This window comes from Hyphomonas beringensis, from assembly GCF_000682755.1.
GTDB lineage: Bacteria > Pseudomonadota > Alphaproteobacteria > Caulobacterales > Hyphomonadaceae > Hyphomonas > Hyphomonas beringensis.
In genome coordinates, this window is sequence record NZ_AWFF01000087.1 from 105434 (window position 1) to 129946 (window position 24513).

The 24513-nt window shown below is 59.0% G+C and carries 22 protein-coding genes and 1 tRNA gene; 11 read left to right on the forward strand and 12 right to left on the reverse strand.

Annotated elements, in window-relative coordinates; translation table 11 throughout:
• Positions 1-360 precede the first annotated feature (360 nt).
• From HY29_RS16660 to HY29_RS16670, 3 genes are all read left to right on the forward strand, one after another.
• Positions 361-3276: a TonB-dependent receptor domain-containing protein gene (locus HY29_RS16660; RefSeq protein WP_162176754.1), complete on the forward strand. Its 2916-nt coding sequence runs from the start codon at positions 361-363 to the stop codon at positions 3274-3276.
• Between the two features lie 267 nt (positions 3277-3543).
• The gene (locus HY29_RS16665; protein ID WP_206741992.1) at positions 3544-4380 is read left to right on the forward strand and encodes an IclR family transcriptional regulator domain-containing protein; all 837 of its coding nucleotides are present in this window, start codon (positions 3544-3546) and stop codon (positions 4378-4380) included.
• A gap of 87 nt (positions 4381-4467) precedes the next feature.
• The gene (locus HY29_RS16670) at positions 4468-5730 is read left to right on the forward strand and encodes a SulP family inorganic anion transporter (protein WP_034799094.1); all 1263 of its coding nucleotides are present in this window, start codon (positions 4468-4470) and stop codon (positions 5728-5730) included.
• 20 nt (positions 5731-5750) lie between these two features.
• On the opposite strand, the gene HY29_RS16675 is transcribed toward HY29_RS16670, so the two are convergent.
• The 5 genes from HY29_RS16675 to HY29_RS16695 all read right to left on the reverse strand — a co-directional run bounded on the left by HY29_RS16675 (position 5751) and on the right by HY29_RS16695 (position 9998).
• Positions 5751-6710 carry a lysophospholipid acyltransferase family protein gene (locus HY29_RS16675; RefSeq protein WP_051601696.1) on the reverse strand — a complete coding sequence of 320 codons (960 nt, stop codon included), beginning with the start codon at positions 6708-6710 and terminating at the stop codon, positions 5751-5753.
• 2 nt (positions 6711-6712) lie between these two features.
• Complete coding sequence (gene lpxK / locus HY29_RS16680; protein ID WP_051601698.1) at positions 6713-7702, reverse strand: tetraacyldisaccharide 4'-kinase; 990 nt, start codon at positions 7700-7702, stop codon at positions 6713-6715.
• Positions 7699-8961 carry a 3-deoxy-D-manno-octulosonic acid transferase gene (locus HY29_RS16685; RefSeq protein ID WP_034799103.1) on the reverse strand — a complete coding sequence of 421 codons (1263 nt, stop codon included), beginning with the start codon at positions 8959-8961 and terminating at the stop codon, positions 7699-7701. Before HY29_RS16685 ends, lpxK begins: the two co-directional genes overlap by 4 nt.
• On the reverse strand, positions 8961-9695 hold the full coding sequence (locus tag HY29_RS16690) for a lysophospholipid acyltransferase family protein (protein ID WP_034799104.1): 735 nt from the start codon (positions 9693-9695) through the stop codon (positions 8961-8963). The genes HY29_RS16685 and HY29_RS16690 overlap by 1 nt, the downstream gene beginning before the upstream one ends.
• Positions 9696-9923: 228 nt before the next feature.
• Positions 9924-9998, reverse strand: a tRNA-Val gene (locus HY29_RS16695).
• 52 nt (positions 9999-10050) lie between these two features.
• Here HY29_RS16695 and HY29_RS16700 point away from each other — a divergent pair.
• The gene (locus HY29_RS16700; protein WP_034799105.1) at positions 10051-10311 is read left to right on the forward strand and encodes a hypothetical protein; all 261 of its coding nucleotides are present in this window, start codon (positions 10051-10053) and stop codon (positions 10309-10311) included.
• Between the two features lie 167 nt (positions 10312-10478).
• Positions 10479-10718 (forward strand): hypothetical protein, encoded by a 240-nt coding sequence (locus HY29_RS16705; protein ID WP_034799106.1) that lies wholly within the window; start codon positions 10479-10481, stop codon positions 10716-10718.
• Here HY29_RS16705 and gph read toward each other — a convergent pair.
• Positions 10715-11404, reverse strand: a complete 690-nt coding sequence (gene gph, locus HY29_RS16710) for a phosphoglycolate phosphatase (protein WP_034799107.1) — start codon at positions 11402-11404, stop codon at positions 10715-10717. The genes HY29_RS16705 and gph overlap by 4 nt on opposite strands.
• Before the next feature lie 78 nt (positions 11405-11482).
• On the opposite strand from gph, the gene glmU reads away from it, so the two are divergent.
• Genes glmU through gor form a run of 3 tightly spaced genes read left to right on the forward strand, consistent with a single transcriptional unit; the run spans position 11483 to position 15008 of the window.
• Positions 11483-12853 (forward strand): bifunctional UDP-N-acetylglucosamine diphosphorylase/glucosamine-1-phosphate N-acetyltransferase GlmU, encoded by a 1371-nt coding sequence (glmU, locus tag HY29_RS16715; RefSeq protein ID WP_034799111.1) that lies wholly within the window; start codon positions 11483-11485, stop codon positions 12851-12853.
• Positions 12854-12859: 6 nt separating this feature from the next.
• Positions 12860-13561: a ribose-5-phosphate isomerase RpiA gene (rpiA, locus tag HY29_RS16720; protein ID WP_034799114.1), complete on the forward strand. Its 702-nt coding sequence runs from the start codon at positions 12860-12862 to the stop codon at positions 13559-13561.
• A gap of 49 nt (positions 13562-13610) precedes the next feature.
• Positions 13611-15008 carry a glutathione-disulfide reductase gene (gor, locus tag HY29_RS16725; RefSeq protein ID WP_034799116.1) on the forward strand — a complete coding sequence of 466 codons (1398 nt, stop codon included), beginning with the start codon at positions 13611-13613 and terminating at the stop codon, positions 15006-15008.
• Here the strand turns inward: gor and HY29_RS16730 are convergent.
• Entirely contained in the window at positions 15005-16303 is a 1299-nt protein-coding gene (locus HY29_RS16730; protein WP_034799118.1) for an AAA family ATPase, read from the reverse strand. The two genes, gor and HY29_RS16730, sit on opposite strands and share 4 nt — an antisense overlap.
• A 152-nt stretch (positions 16304-16455) precedes the next feature.
• On the opposite strand from HY29_RS16730, the gene HY29_RS16735 reads away from it, so the two are divergent.
• Positions 16456-17835, forward strand: coding sequence for a class II 3-deoxy-7-phosphoheptulonate synthase (locus tag HY29_RS16735; RefSeq protein ID WP_034799120.1), 1380 nt, complete (start codon positions 16456-16458; stop codon positions 17833-17835).
• A gap of 13 nt (positions 17836-17848) precedes the next feature.
• Positions 17849-19270 (forward strand): MATE family efflux transporter, encoded by a 1422-nt coding sequence (locus HY29_RS16740; RefSeq protein ID WP_034799122.1) that lies wholly within the window; start codon positions 17849-17851, stop codon positions 19268-19270.
• Between the two features lie 38 nt (positions 19271-19308).
• On the opposite strand, the gene HY29_RS16745 is transcribed toward HY29_RS16740, so the two are convergent.
• The 3 genes from HY29_RS16745 to HY29_RS16755 all read right to left on the reverse strand — a co-directional run bounded on the left by HY29_RS16745 (position 19309) and on the right by HY29_RS16755 (position 21611).
• Positions 19309-19575: an HU family DNA-binding protein gene (locus tag HY29_RS16745; RefSeq protein ID WP_034799123.1), complete on the reverse strand. Its 267-nt coding sequence runs from the start codon at positions 19573-19575 to the stop codon at positions 19309-19311.
• Between the two features lie 99 nt (positions 19576-19674).
• Complete coding sequence (locus HY29_RS16750) at positions 19675-20586, reverse strand: hypothetical protein (protein WP_034799125.1); 912 nt, start codon at positions 20584-20586, stop codon at positions 19675-19677.
• A gap of 2 nt (positions 20587-20588) precedes the next feature.
• Positions 20589-21611, reverse strand: coding sequence for an NADP-dependent oxidoreductase (locus tag HY29_RS16755; RefSeq protein WP_081811474.1), 1023 nt, complete (start codon positions 21609-21611; stop codon positions 20589-20591).
• Positions 21612-21780: 169 nt separating this feature from the next.
• Between HY29_RS16755 and HY29_RS16760 the strand changes: the two genes are divergently transcribed.
• Entirely contained in the window at positions 21781-22704 is a 924-nt protein-coding gene (locus HY29_RS16760) for a Gfo/Idh/MocA family protein (RefSeq protein WP_034799128.1), read from the forward strand.
• Positions 22705-22716: 12 nt separating this feature from the next.
• Here HY29_RS16760 and pth read toward each other — a convergent pair whose 3' ends face one another.
• Both pth and HY29_RS16770 read right to left on the reverse strand, forming a co-directional pair.
• Entirely contained in the window at positions 22717-23328 is a 612-nt protein-coding gene (gene pth, locus HY29_RS16765; RefSeq protein ID WP_034799200.1) for an aminoacyl-tRNA hydrolase, read from the reverse strand.
• An 86-nt stretch (positions 23329-23414) separates the two neighbouring features.
• Positions 23415-24080: a 50S ribosomal protein L25/general stress protein Ctc gene (locus HY29_RS16770; RefSeq protein WP_034799130.1), complete on the reverse strand. Its 666-nt coding sequence runs from the start codon at positions 24078-24080 to the stop codon at positions 23415-23417.
• Positions 24081-24513 lie beyond the last annotated feature (433 nt).

Consider the following 24513-nt stretch of genomic DNA (forward strand, 5'->3'; position numbering starts at 1 on the left):
GGATGTGTGGGCGATCTGTCAATGGAAAAAAGTACGTAATTCGACCATTGTTTCCAAATCGTGCGCTATGCGGACACTTTTGACTCTTCTGACTTACCTTTGGTCAAGGGTGATTAAAACTTGCACTCCTGTATTGGAATATGGCGATATATAAAAAACCCAATCAAATATGACGTTTTCTCTATTGACTTGTGACGCAACAATGTTGTGAAGCTGTGCATGCGATAAAAATACGATATACGAACAAAGTTCGCAATTAGTACAAAGATAGCCATGGGGGTCATCATGCCTACAAGAAGTCTAAACGGGTCGTTCAAGAGCAGGCCGCGTCCAGCGCGCGCCTTCATGCTGGGGGTGGCCATGGCGCCACTCGCAGCCATGCTGGGAGCCGCAAGTCTGAGTGCCTCAGCGCAGGAAGACGTTGAAGAAAGCAAGGTTGAAGAAACCATCATCGTGACGGGGTCACGCATCGCCAACGCCAATGTCATGTCGCCAAGCCCGGTGACGACGGTGGGCGCTGAGCAAATCCAGGCGCGCGGTACGGTGCGCGTCGAAGACATGCTGAACACACTGCCGCAGGTCTCTCCTTCCGAGGGATCCGGCCGGGCCAACGAAGCCGCGGGTACGGCAAACGTTGACCTGCGCGGTCTCGGCGCAGAGCGGACATTGGTCCTGGTTGATGGTCGCCGGATGCCTTACGGCTCTCCGATTTCCGCACCGGCTGACCTGAACCAGATCCCGTCCATGCTTGTGGAACGGGTTGAGGTTCTGACTGGTGGTGCATCTGCCGTTTACGGCGCGGACGCAGTGGCCGGCGTTGTCAACTTCATCATGAAGGATGACTTCGAAGGCATCATGATCGACACGCAAGTCGGTGCATTCCAGACCGGCAACAGCAATGACATGCTGGAAAGAACGCTTAATGCGTCGAACCAGCCCGTGCCAGGCTCAACGATGGATGGGGAATCCGTCGACATCAACGTGGTCTTCGGCATGAATGGCGACGATGGCCGCGGCAACATCACTGGCTACTTCAACTGGAAGAAACAGAATGAAGTTCTGCAAGGCGAGCGCATCAGCAGCGCTTGTGCGCTCGGCTACAGTGATGGCGTGTTCTCCTGCGGTGGGTCTGGTACGACCTTTCCGGGCCAGTTCACCAGCCTCGGCGGCGGGATCGCGCCATTCTCCTTCACGCTGGCAGAAGATGGCGGCATACGTGACTATGATCCGTCTACAGATACCTATAACTACGCGCCGCTGAACCACTTCATTCGTCCGAATGAGCGGTATTCCTTCGGTGCAATGGGCCATTATGATGTGAGCGACAAAGTGGAGCTGTATGGCTCGTTCGCCTTCACGAATGATGTGACCACAGCCCAGATCGCCCCGTCGGGTGACTTCCTGCAGACGAATACGATCAACTGTGACAACCCGATGCTTTCTGATGAGCAGGTGCAGACAATCTGTATCGATAACGGCATCGACCCGAATGCTGCTGATATTGCTGACCGGACTGCCGCTCTGTCTATCGGCCGCCGGAACGTTGAAGGCGGTGGTCGCCGCAATGAGATCGAGCACACGTCTTATCGGGTCGTTGGTGGTTTCCGCGGTGATCTGGATGATGTCTGGTCATATGACGTTTTCGGTCAGTATGCGAAAGTTTCGTATTCCGACTCAGCCGAGAACTTCTTCAACCTCGACAAATTGCGCAATGCTCTTGAAGTCCGGATTGATCCGGAAACCGGCGAAGCAGCGTGTCAGGTTGCCATTGATGGGACTGACCCGACCTGTGCGCCTTACAACATCTTTGAGCTGGGCGGTGTAACGCAGGAAGCGCTTGATTACATTCAAAGCCCGGGCTTCCGTGAAGGCGAAGTCACCCAGGAAATGTTCAGCGCCGTGCTGACGGGTGACATGACCCAATATGGCATCGCAACACCTTGGTCCGAAACCGGTCTTCAGGTCGTGTTCGGTGCAGAGTATCGTGAAGAATATCTCACTCAGAAGAACGATGCCCTGACGCGTGAAGGAAAGCTGGGGACAGCTCGCCCGGACGTCGAAGGTGGTGTTAATGTCTATGAGTTCTTCACGGAGCTTCAACTGCCGCTGGTCGAGAATCGTCCGGGCATTGACGAACTGGCGATCAATGGCGCCTATCGTTACTCAGACTATTACGACACGACAGGGTCTCAAGGCACCTATGCACTGGGCCTGACCTATGCACCGGTGCCGGAATATCGCTTCCGGGCGCAGTTCCAGCGTGCGACGCGCTCCCCGAACCCGATCGAGCTGTACTCTCCGCAGTCTCCGTTCGAGTTCACCCTGCCAGCAAATGCCAATGGTCTGTATGATCCGTGTGCAGGGGCAAACCCGGCCCGGTCCCAGACCGAGTGTGCACGCACCGGGGTAACGGCTGCGCAGTATGGCAACATTGCCGACAACCCGGCAGCCCAATTCCGCAACATCAGCGGCGGTAACCCGAACCTTGATGTGGAAAAATCCAACACATACACCTTCGGTGTTGTGGCGTCGCCAAGCTTCGTGCCGGGCCTTAACCTGTCCGTCGACTACTTCAACATCGAAGTGGAAGACTTTATCGGCAGCATTCCGGAAGAGGAATCCCTGAACCAGTGTCTCACCACGGGGGATGAGTACTTCTGTGGGCTTATCAATCGCGGCGCAAATGGTACGCTGTGGGCTGGTGACGATGCTTATGTCATCGCGACCAAGCTGAATACGGGCTCTCTGAAAACGTCCGGTGTCGACGTGTCGGCCAGCTACAATTTCGATGTCGCCTCCTATGGTTCTGTCCGCGTCGACTATCTCGCCACCTTCCTGGACACGCTTGATAAAGAGCCACTGCCAGGTCTGGATGTGATCGAATGTGCCGGTTACTTTGCTTCGACGAACAGCTCCTGCGGTACGTCCAAGCCGAAATACCGTCACAATCTGCCGGTCAGCTGGATGACGCCATGGGGTGATCTGACGGTTCGTGCCACATGGCGCCATATCGGGTCTGTCGATCTGGTCGGTTCCAATGTGGACAATGTGAACACCGTGCTTGAAGCGCGTGACTATCTGGACCTGTCCATGAAAGCCACAGTGCGTGACGGCGTTGCCCTGCGCTTCGGTGTGAACAATGTGTTCGACCGCAATCCGCCAGTCAGCACCAATGTCGGCTCAGCCGGCGGCTCCTTCGGCAACGGCAACACATTCCCGCAAGTATATGACGCGCTCGGCCGGTATATGTTCGCGGGTGTGAATGTGACCTTCTAAGTCTGGTCGCCTCACTCGAATACCTAAAAGGGAGGGGCGCCATGATGGCGCCCCTTCATTTGTCCTTACAAGGAGAGTGTTTCGTGTTCGGTGCAGTTTTTGTTGTTTTGTGCGAAAATATTCTTTTCTTTCAATAGTCAGGCTGGTGTTAGAGCTTGCTAAAAGGTTTTGGATCAATAACATTAACCTATGTAAGAAGATCATGGGCGCGATAGGCGTGCGACTGCATGACATGGCCTTCTGAGAAAATAAGGGACTTCAGGAAGAATGCCGGACATGCCTGCTGACAGCAATTCAGACGAACCCGAGAAAACCACTCTCGAAATAAGTGAAGATAGCGACAGGGACTATGTAGCCACGCTCGCGCGAGGGCTGGATGTGATCTGCTCGTTTACACGCTATACCCCCCGGATGACACTCAGCGAAGTGGCCAAGGCGACCGGCATGACGCGCGCATCTGCCCGGCGTATTCTGCTGACGCTGGTCAAGGAGGGGTATGCTGAGAAGAATGACCGCGTCTTCTCATTGCGGCCAAAGGTGTTGCAGCTCGGTTATTCGGCTTTGTCATCCGTCGGTATTCTGGATGTCGTGCAGCCGATCATGAATGAGCTGACACAGGCGACGCAGGAATCCATTTTTACGGCTGTTTTGACCGGGGATGATGTCACCTATCTTGCGCGGTCAACGCCGGACCGGGTCATGTCAGTCAGTTATAATGTCGGCAATCGCTTGCCAGCCTATGCCGTATCGACCGGGCGCGTTCTTCTGGCATATGAATCTGACGAGGCCCTGGAGCAGTATCTTGCCCGCGTGCAGCTGAAGCAGCACCGACCGAACACGGTCAGCACGACGGTGAGGCTTCGTGAGGCCATACTTGAGACTCGTCAGCTCGGCTATTCCCTTGTGGACGAGGAGCTTGAGGCTGGCGTGAGGTCTCTTTCCGTGCCGATCCGCGACATGAACAACCGGGTCATCGCGGCGCTGAATGCGTGCTGTCCGTCGGTCCGGTTTACAGTAGATGAAATGCGCAGCCAATTGGTGCCAAAGCTTCTGGATGCCGCGCTGCGGATCAATCGCTCCTTCCTGACGGGGGCTGCGGGCTAGGCTTTCGCGCGACATAAAGATGCGGTTCCGGACTATTTTCATGTTCCGGTGAGGGGCCTATGCTGAGCGCGAAAGGCGCAGGGGCCCATGAAACCGAAGATACTCACGACGCTGAAGACCTATAGCTGGCCGGCGTTCATGTCCGACACCTTTGCCGGCATGACGGTGGCGCTAGTGGCCATTCCACTCAGCCTGGCGATTGCGATTGCGTCGGGGGCAGACCCTGGCAAGGGCCTGATCACGGCGATCGTGGCGGGTTTCCTGGTCTCTTTGTTAGGCGGTAGCCGCGTACAGATTGGCGGGCCGACGGGCGCGTTCATTGTTGTCGTCTTCGGGGTCGTGGCGGCGCATGGCTATGACGGATTGGTGCTGGCCACCTTCATGGCCGGGGTGATCCTGATTGCGGCAGGCCTGTTAAGGGCAGGCAATCTGATCAGTTTTGTCCCGGAAGCCGTCGTGAACGGCTTCACGATCGGCATTGCCATTATCATTGCGACCAGCCAGCTGAGCGATCTGTTCGGGCTGACGGTGCAGCATCTACCGGCTGAATTCTTTGCCAAGCTGAGCGCCCTGTGGGGCGGTCGGGAGACGTTCACGCCCCACGCGTTTGCGATAGGCCTGGCGACCATGGTGCTGATCGTGGTGCTGCGCCGGATCGCACCGAAGTTTCCGGGCTTGATTGTGGCTGTGGGGGTGACTTCGGCCGCAGCGGCGCTGCTGAACCTGCCCGTCGATACGATTGGCAGTCGGTTCGGTGCGCTGCCCAGCCAGCTGCCTATGCCACATGTGCCGAACTTTAGCGTGGATCGCGTGGTGGAGCTGTTGCCATCCGCGTTCGTCATTGCGTTTCTGGCGGGCGTTGAGTCCCTTTTGTCCGCCATGGTGGCAGACCGGATGACGGGGGGGAGTTATCGGCGCAATGCTGAGGTTCTGGCGCAGGGCTTTGCCAATATCGGCTCATCGCTGTTTGGCGGCATGCCAGCCACGGGCGCCATCGCGCGCACAGCGACCAATGTGAATGCCGGAGGCAAGACGCCGGTAGCGGGCATGGTGCATGCTGTGACGATCCTGCTGGCCATGATGCTGGCGGCGCCGCTGGCGGGGTATCTGGCCATGCCTGCACTGGCGGGTCTGTTGCTGTTGACCGCATGGAACATGAGCGAGCCGCACAAATGGCGCAGCTATCTTTCCATGCGCAAGGCAGATCTGGCGCTGATGCTGATCACGCTGGTGCTGACCGTTGTGGCAGATTTGACGATTGCCATCGGCGTAGGCGTGTCGCTGGGCCTGGCGATCCGTTTGCAGCGGCGTCATGTGCCGCCCGCCGACTGGGAAGAGCCGCACCGCTAGCGCGGGCAAACATGACAGGATCAGGTGATGCCGGCTTTCTTCCAGGCGTCCTTGGGCCAGCGGCGGTGTTGCCAGAACCATTGGCCGGGCGCCTTGCGAACGTGTTCTTCAATGAATGCATTGATGCGCAGTACGCTGTTGCGAATATCCGCATCGGTATTCCCGGTGTTTTCAGGCACAAAGGGCTCATGGAATTCCACGCGGAAGCGGGCCGGGCCGGTACGTTCTGTCGAGACAGGCACGATGGGCACGCCATATTTCAGGGCGAGGCGCGTCGGGCCGGGGGCGGTCATGGCCTCATGACCGAACAGGGGCACGGAAATGCCCTCATTGAATTTCTGGTCATTCATCAGCGCGACCGGCGCACCGCGGGACAGGGCGCGCATCAACTCCCGCGTGCCAATGCCCTTGGGCGCATTGACCGTAGTGCCATAATCATGGCGCAGCTCCGCAATGCGGCGGTCAATATGCGGATTATTCAGTGCACGGTAGGTCATCACCGCGTCGGGAATGCGCTGGGTGATCGTGGCGGGCATGATCTCCCAGTTCGCAAAATGGCCAGACACGAAGACCGCGCCCTTGTCGCTGTCGCGGATGCGGTCGAGGATATCCAGCCCGACAAGTTCAACGCGTCCGGATGTGTACGGATCGATTGAGGGCAGGTGCGGCAATTCCCCGGCGGTGCGCCCGGCGCTTTCCCAGCAGGCCATTGCGGTGTCGTGGATCTTCTCTTCGGACCAGTCCGGAAAGGCCAGTTTCAGATTGCGCAAAGTCGTCTTGTGCTGGGACAGGCGCGGACCGATCTTCTTCAGCAGCCAGCCGCCAAAATCGGATGCCTTGTCCGGCCCCAGCAGCTTCATCGGGCCCCAATAGATCAGATCCCATGCAATGGTCTCCAGCCGCCACTGGACGCGCTGCCAGAAACTGGCGCGGTTATCGATATCCTTCGGGCGGACATAGCTGGAAGACGAGTCGGGCATGATCAGAGAGAGTTGAGAACCGGTGAGAGAAGTTCGTCAAGGCGTTCAGGCTGGTCAAACTGAGCTTTGACGGGGAAGTCGAGGATGTCTTGCCGCTCGGTCGCTGAGAGGCGGGCATGGTCTTTGGTCGTGGTGATCAGCTGAGCCTGATGGTCTGCGGCCAGGCGGCGCAGATAGGTCAGGTCACTGGCGCTGTAGGTGTGGTGATCGGGATAGCCGACGGCGTCGCGGACATCGCCGCCCCACTCTTTCAGGCTGTCAAAGAATTTGGTTGGGCGGCCAATGCCGGCAAAGGCGACAAGCGGCCCGGATGGAGGAGGGGCTGATGGAACAAGTTTCGCGCGCAGCACCGGCAGGCCGGAGGCCGCGACTTGCGCGGGGAGGTCTCCCTCTCCCATCAGGATCACGGCGTCGGCGCGGGCCAGGCCATCGGTAATCGGTTCGCGCAGCGGGCCCTTGGGCAGCACATGGCCGTTTCCGAAAGGCGCGGCGGCATCGATGACGACGAAAGATAAGGTCTTGTTGACGCTGGGGTTCTGATGGCCGTCATCCATGATGACCACCGCGACATCATTCGCCGCCATGGCCCGAATTGCGGCCGGACGGTCTGCACCAATCCAGCTTTCGCCAGACTGGGACAGTTGAAGCGGCTCGTCCCCGCACATGGCGGCCGTGTGCCGGCCGGGATCAACTTTCAGCGGGCCGCGCTCTGATCCGCCATAGCCACGTGAAAGGCTGGCGGCGCGAAGACCGCGCTGCTCAAGGCGCTGCCGAATGGCTTCGACGATTGGGGTCTTGCCCACGCCGCCGGTTGTCAGATTGCCGATACAAATGATCGGGATGGCCGGTGTCTCGGGAGTGGCGCGCGCCAATTTTCGGCGGATGCCCCAAGTATAAAGAGCGGCAAGTGGTGTCAGCAAGGCGCGGGTCAGCGGGGCGGATTCACGAGACCTCGGGTCCAACCCGGCTGACCAGAAGTGCGGCGCCTTCATTGCAGCAGCCCCGGCTCCGGCAGCAACGGGATCAGCGCCTGCAGGGTTAGCGTCATCGGGGCATCGGCCTCGCGCGTCAGGGCGGCCAGGGCTTCATCGGACGGCGGCTCCATCGTGCGCAACGCCTTGCCGATCGCCTTGGGCGTTTTGAGGCGGCGGATCAGGCCGCGTTTCTCAAGATCATCCATCATGGCGGCAAAGTTGAACACGTCCGGGCCTGTCACAACCGGTCGGCCGAGGCGGATCGGCTCCAGCGGATTATGCCCGCCCACGTCCGGCGCGTGGCCGCCACCGAGAAAGACGGAGTCCGCCAGGCGATACCAGATGCCCATTTCGCCCATCGTATCGGCCAACAGCACGCGGGTGCGTGGCGTCGGGATTTCCCCGCGAGAGCGGCGGGCATAGGTCAGGCCGCGATCCTTCAGCAGGGCTTCGACCTCGTCACCGCGATCCGGATGACGCGGGGCGATGATCAGTGCGGCGTCGCCCGCCTGCTTGATCGCATCCAGAAAGATTGCCTCTTCGCCTTGATGGGTGGAGGCGGCGAGGATGCACTGACGCGCGGTGAGAAAATTCTCGCGCAGGCGCCGGATCTCTATGTCGCTGGCCGTTGGCGGGGGCAGGGCAGACTTCATATTGCCGGTCGACTGAACCGGCTTGCCCAGCAGCACTTCCAGGCGGCGGGCAGTGTCCGTATCCGCTGTCAGTACCACGTCAAACTTGCCGACCAGTTGCTGAAATGCGCCGCGGAATTTCTGCCAGCCTTCTGAGGATTCATCCGTCATGCGGCCATTGACCAGCGCGCGCCTGGCCCCGGCCTTTTCAGCTTCCATAATGAGGTTTGGCCAGACTTCGCCTTCGCCGAAAATGCAAAGGTCTGGCCTCCAATGCTGGATGAAGCGCCGTGCAATGGCGGGCGTGTCCAGTGGCGCCATCATGTGAATGCCGCGGTCCGGCAGGGCCGGTCCGATCAGGCGGGCTGAGGTGAGGGTCTGGCTGGTGAACAGCAGCATCAGGTCTGGGCGCTCCGCTAGCAGGCGGTGGCCCAGTTCCAGCAGCAACTGGCTCTCGCCCACGCTGGCGCCGTGCAGCCAGATCAGCGGTCCGCCTGCCATGCGGCGCGGCATGTTGCGCGCAAGACGCTCATTCAGGCGGCCAATGTCTTCCTTCCCGGCCCGGGCACGCCGCTTCAGAATGCCCGGCAGGAAAGGCCCCAGGGCACTGGTCGCAGTACGATAGAGGTTTAGTCCAAGGGTCATCAGGCGGAGGTCACCGGCGAATTGTCTGTCGAATAGCCCGCTAGCATGTCGGCCCTCTGAGTCGCGGCATCAAGACGTTTCTGCAATTCTGCCTGCAGCTCTGCCGGGTCTGCGTCGCGCGTCGTCGCAAGCGGTTCGCCATAGACTATGGCCCCGCGTGCAAACGGGAAAGGAATAATGAACCTGTCCCAGGTGCCGAGGCGCTTGGCCGGTTTGACGGACAGGGCGTAGGGCAGGATTGGGGCGCCGGCGCGCTGGGCGATCATGATCGCGCCCGGGCTGACCACTTCAGCGGGGCCGCGCGGGCCGTCTGGTGTGATGCAAACGCCCGTTCCGCTGCGCAACAGGCGCACGGCTTCGGCCACGGCCTTGATGCCGCCCTTGTCTTTTTTGGCCTTCTTCTTGTTCGCGGCGGAACCGCGAATGGCGTGAATCCCCAGATGGCCAATGGCGCGGGTGACGGCCTCTCCGTCTGGTGACAGGGAGATCAGCATGGCACCTTTATGGATTGGCCCCGGCCAATGCCTCATGTGCCGGATCCAGCCGCTGGGCAGCAACATGATGCGGGAATGCCAGGAGGCGACGACAACGCCCTGATTTTCGCTCCAACTCTGACGCGCTGGCTCAATGCCTTCGACCTTCCAGCGCACTGTGCGTGCGACAAGTGTCATCCAGCCCCAGATCAGGGTGCCCAGAAGGATGGTGACAGGTTTGGAACGAAACAGCCTTTTCATCGCATCGCCTTATACTGTGCTTCGCCCCCGCGGCTATGGGGCAGTGTCAGGGACGTGGTTAAGCAGTCAGGCTGAATTGGGCGGGTAAAGCTGCGCGACAGTTCCGATAGGGATCAGGACGCCGTGATGAGGAGGGCTACTAAATTCCGGATCATTTCAGGAGCCCTGAGGCCGGGCGCGGGCTGGCGCTGCGTGCCAGCCTGAAATGTGAGCAGTGCGAGAAATGACTGGTGGGCGATAGTGGGTTCGAACCACTGACCCCTGCCGTGTGAAGGCAGTGCTCTACCACTGAGCTAATCGCCCCAATCAGTGAAGCAGGTGCCGTAATCTGCCCTTGAGGTTACGTCAAGCACGGATGTCTGAGGCGGCTGATTCCCAAACGATTGGTGCATTGCACAAAATCGGAACGCATGACTTGTTGTCGCACCTATGCGATTTTGCCGATGTCGTTCTGAATGGCTTTTCAGCGGCTTTGCAAGAAATTCAGCCCCTGTCCCATGATTTAGTTACAATGGATTGGCAGATTTTTGCCTATTTCATACGTATTTCGGGGCAGCCTTGTTTGCGTTATCACGAAGATGAATATCCATTCATGATGAACAGTTGTTCATCTTGAAACCTTACGCGAGTTTCATTCGAATTTGGTCTTGAGAAATCCACAAAAGATCGTCATGTATCGGTCATACAGCGACGGCCCGGCAAAAAGGGTCGCGTTATCAAACATAAGAAGGACAGGCGGAGGCTTAAGGCCTCGATTACAGTAGAGCCTGGAGAGAGAGAAAAATGAAAGACTGGTGTGACGAAGAAGGCGCAAAGCGCCTGCGTGAGAAAATTAGTGCCTATTGGGCAGAGCGTGGCTATGAAGTGGACGTCGACCTGATCGACGCAGGCTTCGTTCCGGCCATGCGCTCAGCTCGCACTGATGTACGCAGCAACATGGTAAACGGTATGCCCCGTCGCCGTATTGCAAATGAAACGGGCGCTGCGCGTCCGAGCTACCGTCCTCGCGAAGCGACGGCCTAGCCAATAAGGTCAGACAAGGCGGACACCAAATCTGAATAGTGGTCCACGACCACATCAGGTCCGATCTGATCTGGCGTTTCCTCCTCGTAACCAAACGGTACGAAAACAAAGGGCAGTCCGGCATTCCGGGCTGCCCTTTCGTCTGTTCGGGAGTCTCCCACCATGATCGCGCGATCTGTTCTGCCGCCTGCAGCTTTCACAGCACGCAGGATGTGATCGCCATCCGGTTTGCTGGCCGGAACACTGTCGGCCCCGACGATCGCCTGAAACCGCTCCGCCAGTCCAAGAGCTGTGAGCAGCTGGTCTGACAAATGCTGTTTCTTGTTCGTGCAGACCGCCAGCACCGCGCCCTGTTCCGCCAGCGTGTCCAGGGCCGCCTCTACCCCTTCGAAGGGGTGCGAATGATCGGATATATGGGCGGCATAATATTCCAGAAAATCGGCGAAATACTGGTTCAGTTCTTCCCCGGCAGGCGAGTAACCCTGGTTTTCCATGCCCTTTACGATCATAGCGCGGGCGCCGTGACCGATCATGGTGGCGATTGCTTCCAGTGTCACGGGAGCAAATTTCGCGCGGGTCAGGACATGGTTCAGAGCTTCGAGAAGGTCAGGAGCTGTATTCACCAGCGTTCCATCCAGATCGAAGACGATGGTGTATCCCTCAAACTGTCCTCTCATCCCTGTCATTAATCCCTTTTCGCCACTCGCCTTGAATCGGCCTTTGGTCTAGGCGAAAGGAGACAGGAAAGCGAGAGGGCGACACAAGTGAACGATCTGGCCAGAAATCGCGCTGCAATCATCCTTGCTGCTGGCAAGGGGACCAGGATGAAATCCGACCTGCCGAAAGTCATGCACAAGGTTGCAGGCCGTCCGATGGTGGATTGGTCAATCGATCTGGCCCGACGTGTAGGCTGTTCGCGCATCGTGGTGATTGCGCATCCCTCTCAGCATATTCTGATCGAACACGTCACGGCCATTTTGGGCGCAGACTGCATCGCCTATCAGGACCCGCCCATGGGCACTGGCCATGCTGTGCGCTGCGCCGAGGAGGCGCTTGAGGGCTTTGAGGGAGACCTGGTGGTTCTATATGGCGATAGCCCGCTGGTGCCGGCAGAGGCTATTGAAGACCTGTTTGACAGCCTGAAAGGTGGCGCGGCGATTGGCGTGCTGGGCTTTGAGGCGGAAGAGCCGGGTCTTTATGGGCGGCTGATCACGTCTGGCAGCGGAGACCTGGAGGCGATTGTCGAAGCGCGCGAGGCCAATCCGGAGCAGCTGGCGGTGCGCCTCTGCAACTCCGGTGTCATGGCGGGCGGCGCAAAGACAATGTTCCGCCTGCTGCAGAATGTGACCAATGAAAATGCCAAGGGCGAGTATTATCTGACCGACCTGGTCGCGCTGGCGCGCGGTGAAAAGCTCACCTGCAAGGCGGTGCGGTGTGATGAGGAAGACCTGATCGGCTGTGACTCCAAGGCAGACCTGGCTGAGGCCGAGGCAATATTCCAGGCGCGATGCCGCAAGACAATGATGGCTGAGGGCGTCACGCTGATTGCTCCGGACACAGTCTGGTTTTCTCATGATACGGTGCTGGAGGCGGATGTGATCGTGGAGCCGAATGTGGTGTTCGGTCCAGGCGTGCATGTTCACTCCGGCGCGGTCATCCGGGCGTTCAGTCATCTTGAAGGGGCCAAAGTCGGTCCTGGCAGTTCGGTTGGCCCATATGCGCGGCTGCGCCCTGGCGCGGACCTTTCCAAGGATGTCTTCATCGGCAATTTTGTGGAAGTGAAGAATACGCATCTCGGCGAAGGCGCGAAGGCCAGCCATTTGTCTTATCTGGGTGACGGGCAGATCGGCGCGCATGTGAATATCGGCGCCGGCACAATTTTCTGCAATTATGATGGCTTCCTGAAATACCAGACAAAAATCGGGGATGGGGCCTTCATCGGCTCCAATTCGTCGCTCGTGGCGCCGGTCGAGATCGGCGACGGGGCGATTGTCGGGTCCGGCAGTGTCGTCACAAAGGACGTATCTTCAGATGCTTTGGCCGTCGGCCGAAGCAGACAGACAGAGTATCAGAATTGGGCCGCAAAATTCCGTGAACGGAAAGCGGCCGAAAAGGCTTCGAAGAAAAAGGGTTGATCGGGCATGGCCAACGAGCTGGAAAAAGAGAACGCGGCGATTGCTGCAATGGAATACGTCGAAGACGGCATGACAATCGGGCTCGGCACAGGCTCCACGGCGAAGTATTTCGTCGAGTTGCTGGCCGATGAGGTTGCGGATGGTCTGGTCGTGCGCTGCATCGAGACCAGTGAACAGACCCGCCGCCTGGCCGAGAGCCTGGGGGTGCCGCTTATCCCGTTCGAGCAGGTGGAGCGTATTCATCTGACGGTCGACGGCGCTGATGAAGTCGACGAGCAGGGCCAACTGATCAAGGGCGGTGGCGCGGCGCTGCTGCGCGAGAAGATCATCGCCAATGCGAGCGACCATATGGTCGTGATTGCAGACCCGTCAAAGCAGGTTGAGCGTCTAGGCGCATTCCCGCTGCCGGTTGAGGTGACGCCGTTCGGTTACACGATCACGGCGAAGATCGTCTATGACGTTCTGGTCGCCTCCGGCATCGACAAGCCGCGCGTCTCCCTGCGCCGTATGGAAGGCCAGGAATTGCTGGTGACAGATGGCGGCAATCACATCCTCGATTGCCATTGTGAGCGCATTCCGGATGCAGAAGCGCTGGCCGCCAGATTGTCGAATATCCCCGGTGTTGTGGAGCATGGCCTGTTCATCGGCCTGACCCGTACGGTGATCATCGGCAATGAGAATGGCGCAACAGTGTTTGAATTCTCCTGATCGCCCCTCATATGGGGAGCGTACATTCCAGGAATTCAAGGACCTCCCCATGACCGACACGACACATGATTTCGATCTTTTCGTAATTGGCGGAGGGTCAGGCGGTGTCCGTGCGGCCCGTCTGGCGGCCCTGACGGGCGCGAAGGTTGGCCTGGCGGAAGAATACCGTATGGGGGGCACCTGTGTGGTGCGCGGCTGTGTGCCCAAGAAATTCATGGTCTATGCCAGCAAGTACGGCAAGGATATCCACAAGGCAGATGGCTATGGCTGGTCTGTTGGCGAGGTCAGCTATGATCATGGCAAGTTTGCCACCGCCATGCATGCCGAAGTGGACCGGCTGTCCGGCATCTATTCCCGCAATCTGAAGAATGCTGGCGTGGAGCTGTTCGAAGAGCGCGCGGAATTTGTCGACAAGAACACGCTGCGCCTGAAGGACAGCGGCAAGACGGTGACCGCTAAGAAGATTCTCATTGCGGTTGGCGGCACGCCATGGCGACCGTCACAGGAAGACTTGCCGGGTATCGAACATACGATCACCTCCGATGGCATCTTCCAGCTGGAAGAGCTGCCCAAGCATCTGGTGATTGCCGGCGGCGGATATATCGCCGTGGAGTTCGCGCATGTCTTTGCCGGGCTCGGCGTGAATACATGCCTCGTCTATCGCGGCGATGAAGTGCTGCGTGGTTTTGACGAAGACGTCCGTACTGAAGTGCATGAAGGCCTGAAAGAGGCTGGCGTGCACGTCATCACAAAGGCTGTGTTCGAAAAGATTGAAAAGCGCGAAGGCGAAGAGTTGCCGCTGCATATCTCGCTCAGCAATGGTCAGCATGTTGACGCCGATGTGGTCATGATGGCCGTGGGCCGCCGTCCGAACACGGAAGGCCTTGGCTGCGATGCGGCTGGCGTCAAGCTGGACGACAATGGCGCCGTGATCGTTGACGAGTGGTCAAAGACCAATGTCGACAGCATCTGGGCCGTGGGCGATGTGACCGACCGCGTGGCGCTGACGCCGGTTGCCATCCGCGAAGGTCACGCCTTTGCCGAAACCGAATTCTACGACAAGCCCTGGCATTTCGACCATAATGACATTCCGACCGCTGTTTTCACGCAGCCGGAAGTCGGCACGGTCGGCATGACAGAGGCTGAAGCGCGCAAGGAACACGGCGAGATCGATATCTACAAGACGCGCTTCAAGCCGATGAAGAACGCCCTGAATGGTGACCCGACCCGTACCATGATGAAGCTGGTCGTGCGTCAGTCGGATGAGCGCATTCTGGGGGTGCACATTGTCGGCGATGATGCCGCCGAGATGATTCAGATGATCGGCATTGCCGTGAAGATGGGCGCCACCAAGCCGGATTTTGACCGCACATGCGCGCTGCATCCTTCCTCTGGCGAGGAAATCGTCACGATGCGTCAGAAGTATGTGCCTGAAGTGACGAGCTAGGCTTCGAGCAAGGTCTTCAGTTCAAGGGCGATGGCCTTGAGGCTCTCACGAATGGGCTTCAGGCCTCCGCCTCGACCGGAATGTATGACCAGCTGCTTCCAGGCGGGCTGGTCTTCCTGCGGTGCTTTTACCTGCAAATGGCCTGAGCGTGGCAGGGCTGCTTTCAGCAAAGCCTTGGAGAGCGCGAAGCCCGCTTTGCCATCATAGGTGCCATTGCGCGCTTCTGCCTCAAAGCTCGACTGTTCGGACCGGCTGACCGCGTTGAACAGGATGGACAGGTCCGGGCGCTTTTCCGGCTCGATCTGCTCATTGATCACCTGGTTCAGCAGGCGCACGCCGCGCAGTGAGTAAACATCGGAGTGCATCGGAGCGAGCACCCGGTCTGCCACTTCCAGGGCGCAGCGCGTCAGGAAGGTCGCGTTCGGGTTCGTGTCGAAGACGATCAGATCATACTCACTGCGATAGCGCTCGACCGTTTGCAGGAAGTGCTGCTTGATGCGGGCCAGCGCCGCGCCGTCTGTCGCGAAGGCATATTTCGAAATCTCGAACTGGCCGGAGATCAGATCCAGTCGCCCGCCGGGGCTGCCTTCACCCATCAGATCATGCATCAGCTTTTCGCGCGGGGCAGGGGCGAATGGCTCAATCGAGAGCGTCAGCCAGGATTCTGCCGGGCTGGAGGCATCGCGCGCATGAATGCGTGAGCGTTCGAACAGAGAGATGACGGATTTGTCGGCCGCTGCGCTGGCATCGGCAATGTCCATCTCGAAGAAGGTTTGGGTGAGGTTGTATTGCGGATCGAGGTCAATCAGCAGGATCCGCCCGCCAAGTGAGCCCTGCCAAGCCCCGAACACCTGGCTGGAGACGGTTGTCTTCCCGACGCCGCCCTTGAGGTTCATCACCGCCATGACCGGGCATTTGCGCTTGTAGGCCGCCTTGGTCTCCGCCACGAGCTTTTCCATCCCGTCCGGCATGGTGGAAGAATAGCGAAGGTGCGGCTGAACCTCATGCTTGAAGAAGCCGTTCATGCGCGCCTTGTCGATTTGGTACGGTATCAGCTTCAGGCCGCGGGCCTTCGCGCGCTCAACATCCTTGCGTACGGATTTTGACCGTACCGAAGACGCCGACACCAGAATGATCATGGCAAAGGCATCATCAATCGATTGATCGGCCAGGTCGCGCGAGCCGCCATCATTCGGGACATACCAGTCCGGAATGGATTCCGCGCGCAGGGCCTCGTGAAGCTCAAGCAGAGCGTCAAAGTCCTTGGCAGAGTGGCTGATGAAGACGTGCGACATGGCGGCGTGTGGCTTTCTTTCGTGACGTCAGCTCTATCCTGTTTCTAAAGGCCCGGGATATGATTCCACCAGCTTTGTGCTGTGAAATTATGGTGAAACTTGAGTGTGTGCCTGCCATGTGATTAATGCGGCCCACAATTGGAGTAAAAAATATGACCTGGACCCCGTCAGACTGGCGCAATCTGCCAGCAAAGCACATTCCGGAGGATTATCCGGATGCTGCTGCGCTTGCTGCAGTTGAAGCGAGGCTCAAGAGCTTTCCGCCGCTTGTCTTTGCGGGCGAGGCACGTCGTTTGAAGACCCGTCTGGCCGATGTGGCCGCAGGCAAGGCTTTTCTGCTTCAGGGCGGGGATTGTGCCGAAAGCTTCAAGGAATTCCATCCGGACAATATCCGCGACACGTTCCGCGTGATTCTGCAGATGGCGGTCGTGCTGACCTTTGCGGCCTCCAAGCCGGTGGTCAAAGTTGGCCGGATCGCGGGCCAGTTCGGCAAGCCGCGCTCGTCTCCGACCGAGACGATTGATGGTGTTACGCTGCCCTCCTACCGCGGTGACAACATCAACGGCATGGATTTCACCGAGCAGAGCCGCGTACCGGATCCTGAGCGCCTGGTTCAGGGCTACTCACAGTCGGCGGCGACGCTGAACCTGCTGCGTGCGTTCAGCAATGGCGGCTATGCGAGCCTGGCCAATGTTCACAAATGGACGCTGGGCTTCGTGGATCGCAGCCCGCAGGGCGAGCGCTACGAGTTGCTGGCCGACCAGATTTCCAAGTCTCTGGACTTCATGCAGGCTGTTGGCCTGAACGCGGACACGATCCCGCAAATGTCCCAGGTGGAATTCTACACCAGCCATGAGGCGCTGCTGCTCGGCTATGAAGAAGCCATGACTCGGATCGATTCCACGTCTGGCGAATGGTACGACACGTCTGCGCACATGCTGTGGATTGGTCACCGCACCCGCCAGGTGGATCATGCGCACGTCAATTTCTGCAAGGGCGTCCGTAACCCGATCGGCATCAAGTGTGGACCGGGCATGGGAACCGACGAGCTGCTGCGTCTGATTGATACGCTGAATCCTAATGACGAAGCCGGCCGTATCACGCTGATCTCTCGCTTCGGCAGCGAAGGCGTGGAAGAAGGCTTGCCGCCGCTGGCGCGCGCCGTGAAGGAAAGCGGCCGCACAGTCGTCTGGTCCTGTGACCCGATGCACGGCAACACACTGAAAACCGATAGCGGCTTCAAGACGCGTCCGGTGGATCGCATCCTGTCTGAAGTTCGTCAGTTTGTGGACGTTCTGTCGGCTGAGGGCTGTTATCCGGGCGGCGTTCACTTCGAAATGACTGGCCAGAATGTCACCGAATGTATCGGCGGCGCACAGGCCATCTCTGAAGAGGACCTGTCATCGCGATACCACACTCATTGTGATCCTCGCCTAAATGGTGAGCAGGCCCTTGAACTGGCCTTCATGATCGCAGAGAAGCTGCAGGCCGTGAATGTGCCGGGCACTTCTGAGGCCCGTAAGGCAGGATAAGAAAGACAGTTCCATGCGTATGTTTCGCCTGGGCTGGCCTGCCTGGGCGAGGCCAGCTGACATTGGAGATTTGCTTCGGCTTTCGGTGCCGATTGCCTTCACGCGCATGTCGCAGATGCTGATGGGCGTGACGGATGCGATCGTGCTCGGACAATTTGCGCCTGGCGAGTTGCCCTATATCCTGAACTCCTGGCTGCCCATGGGCGTATCGCTGGGGCTCGGCATCGGCATTCTTCTGGGGGTGCAGGTTCTGACGTCCGAGCTTCTCGGCATTGGTCGCGAAGGCGAAAGCGGCCGCATCTTCCGGCGGGGCTTTGTGACCAGTGTGGTGCTGGGCATCGTCCTGATGGCGGTCGTCTATTTCTCGGCCGGGGCCCTGTTCCATTGGCTGTTCGTGGACATCGCGCCAAAGACTGACGCCGTGGATCAGGCCGACCCTGCGCTTGTGGCGTCGTCGGTTGCGCATGTGACGCGCATCCTGTCCTTCGGCCTTGTCGGTTTCATGATCTCGACCGTTTGCAGCTATTATCTGGAAGCGCTGCGCCGGCCGCTGCTGGTAACAGCAGTGATGTATTTTGGCGTGTTCCTCAATCTGGGAATTGACCTGGCACTCGTCGGTGGTTTCTGGGGCTTTGAACCGATGGGGGCAGAAGGCGTGGCCTGGGCCACCACGGGCTCGCGCTGGGCGCTGACGCTGGTGATGCTTGTGCTGGTCCTGATCCTGACCCCGGCGTTGACACAGTCTGCGCATAAGGGTGCGCCGAATGAGGCCCGCAAACAGCTGTCCGTTGGCTCGGGCACGGCCATCAGCAATATCGCGGAGTGGGGCGGCTTCAACCTGACCTACATCATCGCGACCTGGATCAGCCTAGCGGCCAATACGGTGTATGGCTATGCCATCCAGCTCATGGGGCTGTGCTTCATGTTCTATCTGGGCATTGCCTCTGCAACGAGTGTACGTGTGGCGGAGGCTTATGGGCGAGGCAATGTGGCGGAGATCCGCGATGCTGGCCGCCTAGGGGTGGCTGCCACAGTGTTGATGGGCCTGATCCTCGGCGCACTGGTTGTGCTGTTCAATGATACGCTAGCGGGGCTTCTCGTGCGCGATACAGCGGTGATGAATGGCGTGCAGCTGGCACCGGCCATTGCGAGCCTCCTGGCCTATGCTGCCGTTGCAACGATGTTTGACGGCCTTCAGGCGACCTCCTCCTTTGCCCTGAGGGCGCAGGACGTGATCTGGAGCCCCAGCGTGATCCACATCGGATCGTTCTTCCTGGTGATGATACCGGCCTGCTACTGGCTGGGCATTGTGCGCGAAGGCGGGGCCACAGGCATGATGCTGGGTGTCATGCTGGGCGTGTTTACGGCCGGATCGCTGCAGACCATTCTCCTGGAATGGAAAACGGCGCGCCAGGCAAGCCAGCGCGCCGTTTGAATTCCGCTAGACAGGGCTAGGTTGCCCCGCAGGAAATCCTAGAGGTCTTTCAGAGCCGAGGCCGGCTTGAAAGCGGCCGAGGTCTTTTCCGGGATCTTGATTTCTTCACCCGTTGCCGGGTTGCGGCCGGTGCGGGCATTCCGGGTTTTGGCCGAGAATGTACCGAAGCCGGCAATAGCCACTTGCTGGCGGCTTTTCACGGCGCCGGCGATGGCTTCAAATACGGCGTCAACAGCTTTGCCAGCGTCGCTTTGCGACAGGCCGGATTCAGCTGCAACAGCCTTGGTAAGTTCACCCTTGTTCATAGGGGTTCTCCTCTAAGTTAAACGGCGATCCCACGCCGTTGGTGCGACATACCCACGATTCGTAACACATGAATATGCCGGATTCCCAATAAAGACGGGCTATGTGCCGAGAATCCACCCCTCTTCAGAGTGAATTTGCGACATTTTTCCATCGTCAAGCGAATTATTTGTGGAAATAGGGGCTCCAAGTTGCCCTTTTTCGTCAAGTTCTGAGTAATGACGGGCAATCTCGCGGACTTGGGCTGCGTCCGGCGTCTCGCCTTTTTCCGGTTTTGCCTTGATCAGGGAGGGGTAGATTTCGGTCATCACGACCTTGATCCCGTCAAGCGTTTCATCATTCAATTCGCCATCCGGAAACTCGAACGGCCATACCCGAGAGTTGGGGAACGTCTCACGCAGGCCATGCACGTGCGGAATGCCGGTCAGCGACTGGCTGCCGACACTGCCGGTATAGGCGAGCTGCCAGACCGATTTTGGCTGGCCCATCTTGTTTGCGCGCAGATAGGTCTCGATTTCCCGGAATTCCGGAAGGCTTTGGCCCTCAAAATCCGGCTTCTTGTCAGACAGAGTCGACACGACATCGCGGGCTGGCGCGCCCCAGAAGGGAAACGGTCCCTTCGAGACGGCATAGTTCATGCCGGCCGCAATGGCGTAGCGGGCATTGGAATTGTCTGCCTTGTCCTTCAGCTTGGAGGCCAGATGCGCATGCATGGCCTGCCAGGGGGCCTTCTCTGAAAGGTCGAGGCCCAGGGCTTCAGCTGTTCCGGCGGGATAGCCGAAGGCAAAGTCAAAGCCGAGCAGGACGCGGTCTCCGCGCCCTGTCAGCTTGGTGATGATGCCATTGAGAAACTCCCGCGCCTTCAGGCGGGTCTCGATATTGGTGGATTGGTACTGAAACTTCAGCCGGGCATCCCGCGCTAGAATTCCGATCCATATGGAATTCTTGCCGGTCACCGGTTTCGATGCAGCACTCCAGTCTACCATTATGTAAGCATCAAACAGACGCGACATGACTACCCCAATTTTACAAGCATTTTGCCCTTGTTGGCCCCACTGAAGAGACCAAGGAACGCGTCGGGTGCCTTATCAATTCCTTCCATGACCGTCTCCTCGTATTTCACCTGACCTGATGAAATCCATTCGGCCATGTCCTTGAAGAAGGCGGGCTGCATGTCAGCATGGGTGGAGACGATAAAGCCCTGAATTTTCAGCTGTTTACCGACGACCTGGATAATGTTGTGCGGGCCAGTTGGCTGGCCGGTCTCATTATACTGGGCGATCATGCCGCATTCAGCAAAACGCGCCATCGGACGGGCGCACTCGATTGCAGCCGTCAAATGGTCTCCGCCGACATTGTCAAAGTAGACATCGATGCCTTTCGGAGAAGCCTCCTTCAGCGCTTTGACGAGCCCCTGGAAGCCACCGGCGGCCTTGTAGTCGATCACATGGTCTGCGCCGAGGGATTTGACGAAGTCGCACTTTTCCTGGCCCCCGGCAGAGCCGATGACGGTGCAGTTCTTGATCTTGGCGATTTGTACGACGGTTGAGCCCACTGCGCCTGCGGCGCCGGATACAAACACCGTGTCGCCCTCTTTCAGCTCAGCCACGCGCAGGATACCTGCATAAGCGGTGAGGCCCGGCATGCCCGCAATGCCAAGGAATGCGCTTTCCGGCAGACCGACATCCGGCAGCTTCTGCGCCATGACGGCTTCCGGTTTTGCTGTCCAGGCCGTACGCCAACCTGCCATGGAGGAGACGAGATCGCCTTCCTTGTAATCAGGGTGGTTGGAGGCCGTGACGCGGCCAACGGCGCCGCCCTGCATGGTCTCGCCGATCTGGAACGGCGGAACATAGCTTTCGCGGTCATACATGCGGCCGCGCATATAGGGGTCGACCGACATCCACTCATTCTGCACCTGGATTTCGCCATCACCGGGGGCGGCGACATCGACAGTCTTTTTCTGGAAGTCGGAGAGTTTGGGCATGCCGACGGGACGTTCGGCGAGGGCCCATTCTGTTGAAGTCATATTGGCCATGAGAGTTTCCTTCCTGCTGATTTTCTAGCTTCTAAGTGGCCTTGGCCCACCCCGAAGTGAAGGGGCATCTGTCAGGAAAGCGGCGAGTCTTTCTCAGTTTGGCGTGCCCGCAGGGCTTGCAGCACCGGGCGATGCAGTGTCTTAAGGTGGGCAAGAGGGCAAACCTGACATGACGATTTTGAAGGTAGGCGTCGCTGGCGCCGGTGTGTTCGGCAACTATCATGCGCAGAAGGCCGCCGCCTCTGCCCAGACAGAGCTGGTTGGCGTTTATGATCTGGATTTGCAGCGCGCGGACCGCGTTGCAGCACAGTTTGGTGCCAAGGGCTTTGACAGCTTTGAAGCGTTTCTGGCGGCCTGTGATGCCATCGTGATCGCCGTTCCTGCGACATGGCATGAAAAACTGGCCCGTCAGGCCATTGAAGCGCATTGCCATGTGCTGGTGGAAAAGCCGCTGGCGCTGAATGGCAAGGCCGCCCGGGATCTGGCCGATGAGGCCGCCGCGCGGGGCCGTATCCTTCAGGTGGGCCATCAGGAGCGCTTTGTGGCGCGTGCCATGGGTGTGCTCGCGATTGAGGAAACGCCGCTGTTGATCGAATCTGTCCGGGCCGGGCCACCTGCGCCTGACAATCGCGCGGGCGATGTCTCCGTGATCTGGGATCTCATGATCCATGATCTGGACCTTGCCGCCATGATGATGGGCAATGAGTTCACCGGCGTCATGGCCAGCGGCAAGCGGGTGCATTCCGACCATATCGATGAGGCGAGCGCGCAGTTCACCTATGCCAGCGGCGGTGTTGCGCGTCTTCGCGCCAGCCGCGCGGCAGAGGCGCGTGAGCGCACCATGCATGTGGTCTATCCGTCAGGGGAGATCTCCATCGACTTCCTGACGCGCCAGCTGAAGAACACGACGCCCTATGATGTGCGTGTGGATATTGCTGCTGAGCTGCCAGACCCTCTGGGCGCGGCAGACCGCGGTTTCTATGCGGCCTGTCTGGGGCTCGCGCGCAGCCCGGTTCCGGCGCATGGCACAGTCGGCGCGGTCGCCATGGCGGAAGCCGCCGAGGCCGCCATCCTCACGAAACTGGATGCCTGAGGCCTTACGACCCTAGCGCGCGGTCTTCTTGGGATCGTTCTTTGGGGCAGGGGCAAGGCGCATGACTTCGGTCTGGAAGCGTTCGTCATTTCCCTCAACCAGGAAGGGCAGGGCAGACGCAATGGCCTTTGCCATCGGCTCGAACCATTCGCTGTCAGCCTTTGAAAAGTCTGCCAGCACATAGGGCATGACCTTTGACTTGTCGCCCGGATGGCCGACGCCGATACGTACGCGGCGGAAGGTTTCACCCAGATGCGCGATCATGGAGCGGATGCCGTTATTGCCGGAATGCCCGCCGCCCTGCTTCATGCGCAGACGGCCCGGCGCCAGATCTATCTCGTCATGCAGTACGACAACGTCTTCGGCGTTCAGCTTGTAGAACTGAACCGCCTTGGACAGGGCGCGGCCGGTTTCATTGTAATAGGTCTGGGGTTTGACGAGCAAAACCTTCTCGCGGCCATTGGAGGTGTTGATCACCCCTTCGGCAATTTCGCTCTCGAATTTGGAACGCCAGGGCTGAAACCCGTATTCGCGGTGGATGAAGTCCAAAACAAGAAAACCGGCATTATGCCGGTTCTTTGCGTACTTCTCACCGGGGTTTCCCTGACCTGAAAGAATGAGCACGGCTTTGCCTCCCTCATCCGGTATAGCAGGGGCTGGCTGCGTGCCCAGCCCTAACAGGCCGGACACGCGGGACCAGAATGAGCGGATCAATCTTCCGCTTCGTCTTCGCCGTTGTCTTCGTCAGCAGCGGCTTCGGTTTCGGTGGCCTCTTCATCGCCATCCTCATCGGTCGTCTCGGCTTGAGCCGTACGGCCTGCGATGGTCGCGATGGTGAAGTCACGGTCTGTGATGGTCGGTTCGGCATCGTCCGGCAGCTTGATGTCGGAGATTTTGACATTGTCGCCGATTTCCAGCGTGGACACGTCTGCGTCCAGGGATTCTGGAATGTTGCCAGCCGGCACGAGCAGTTCGACCGTGTGGCGAACCACGTTGAGCGTACCGCCCTTTTTCAGGCCCGGAGAGACTTCTTCGCCGTGGAAGTGAACCTGAACTTCAACCTTGATCTGCTGGTTGGCGCTGACGCGGAACAGGTCCACGTGCATCGGCTGGTCAGAGACAGGGTGCATCTGGATCGCTTGCGGGATCACCAGCTGTTTCTTGCCCTGGTGGACCAGAGTCGCGGTCGAGGACAGGAAGTGGCCGGTTTCGATGGCTTTCAGCACTTCGTTGCGCTTCAGGCTGATGGCAACCGGCTTGTCGCCGCCGCCATAGAGAACGCCGGGGACAAGCCCTTCGCGGCGTGCTGCACGGGAACCGCCGGTGCCTACGCGCTCGCGCAGCTCGACATTGAACGTAATGGTGGATTTGGACATGTTTTTTCCTTTCGCCCTCGACTCCGCCTCTCTGTTATCTCTGAAGAGGTAAGAAGCTGACACGTACGGCCTTGCGCCGTCGTTTCTGAAGGCGGGCCTATAGGCGATGTTTTCAAGCCTGGCAAGGCATTAGGGCTGTTGAGGGTCTTGAAACCGCACTGCGATTTCCCTCAGCAGTCCCAAGGGCAAGCGCCGGGCATCTGCGCTTCACGCGTTTATCCTATGGCTTAGCCCAAGATGAAACCTCTCTATTTAGCGAAGTCGAAGCCCCCACCTCGGCAATCGCGCGGGCGATCGTGAAAAACGCCTGGGAGAAGAAATCGGTGCGGTCTGTCATGGCGGGAAGACTACCATGGGAGGTTATCCGGGTGGAGGTACTGTATTTCCGTGTGCTGCGTAATGAGTCCGGGCATGCGGGTGGTGGGTATCGCTC

Coding starts and splice junctions, on each gene's coding strand:
- HY29_RS16660 (WP_162176754.1), top strand. CDS start 361: ATGGCGCCACTCGCAGCCATGCTGGGAGCCGCAAGTCTGAGTGCCTCA.
- HY29_RS16665 (WP_206741992.1), top strand. CDS start 3,544: ATGCCGGACATGCCTGCTGACAGCAATTCAGACGAACCCGAGAAAACC.
- HY29_RS16670 (WP_034799094.1), top strand. CDS start 4,468: ATGAAACCGAAGATACTCACGACGCTGAAGACCTATAGCTGGCCGGCG.
- HY29_RS16675 (WP_051601696.1), bottom strand. CDS start 6,710: ATGCCCGACTCGTCTTCCAGCTATGTCCGCCCGAAGGATATCGATAAC.
- lpxK (WP_051601698.1), bottom strand. CDS start 7,702: ATGAAGGCGCCGCACTTCTGGTCAGCCGGGTTGGACCCGAGGTCTCGT.
- HY29_RS16685 (WP_034799103.1), bottom strand. CDS start 8,961: ATGACCCTTGGACTAAACCTCTATCGTACTGCGACCAGTGCCCTGGGG.
- HY29_RS16690 (WP_034799104.1), bottom strand. CDS start 9,695: ATGAAAAGGCTGTTTCGTTCCAAACCTGTCACCATCCTTCTGGGCACC.
- HY29_RS16700 (WP_034799105.1), top strand. CDS start 10,051: ATGTCTGAGGCGGCTGATTCCCAAACGATTGGTGCATTGCACAAAATC.
- HY29_RS16705 (WP_034799106.1), top strand. CDS start 10,479: ATGAAAGACTGGTGTGACGAAGAAGGCGCAAAGCGCCTGCGTGAGAAA.
- gph (WP_034799107.1), bottom strand. CDS start 11,404: ATGACAGGGATGAGAGGACAGTTTGAGGGATACACCATCGTCTTCGAT.
- rpiA (WP_034799114.1), top strand. CDS start 12,860: ATGGCCAACGAGCTGGAAAAAGAGAACGCGGCGATTGCTGCAATGGAA.
- gor (WP_034799116.1), top strand. CDS start 13,611: ATGACCGACACGACACATGATTTCGATCTTTTCGTAATTGGCGGAGGG.
- HY29_RS16730 (WP_034799118.1), bottom strand. CDS start 16,303: ATGTCGCACGTCTTCATCAGCCACTCTGCCAAGGACTTTGACGCTCTG.
- HY29_RS16735 (WP_034799120.1), top strand. CDS start 16,456: ATGACCTGGACCCCGTCAGACTGGCGCAATCTGCCAGCAAAGCACATT.
- HY29_RS16740 (WP_034799122.1), top strand. CDS start 17,849: ATGCGTATGTTTCGCCTGGGCTGGCCTGCCTGGGCGAGGCCAGCTGAC.
- HY29_RS16745 (WP_034799123.1), bottom strand. CDS start 19,575: ATGAACAAGGGTGAACTTACCAAGGCTGTTGCAGCTGAATCCGGCCTG.
- HY29_RS16750 (WP_034799125.1), bottom strand. CDS start 20,586: ATGTCGCGTCTGTTTGATGCTTACATAATGGTAGACTGGAGTGCTGCA.
- HY29_RS16755 (WP_081811474.1), bottom strand. CDS start 21,611: ATGGCCAATATGACTTCAACAGAATGGGCCCTCGCCGAACGTCCCGTC.
- HY29_RS16760 (WP_034799128.1), top strand. CDS start 21,781: ATGACGATTTTGAAGGTAGGCGTCGCTGGCGCCGGTGTGTTCGGCAAC.
- HY29_RS16770 (WP_034799130.1), bottom strand. CDS start 24,080: ATGTCCAAATCCACCATTACGTTCAATGTCGAGCTGCGCGAGCGCGTA.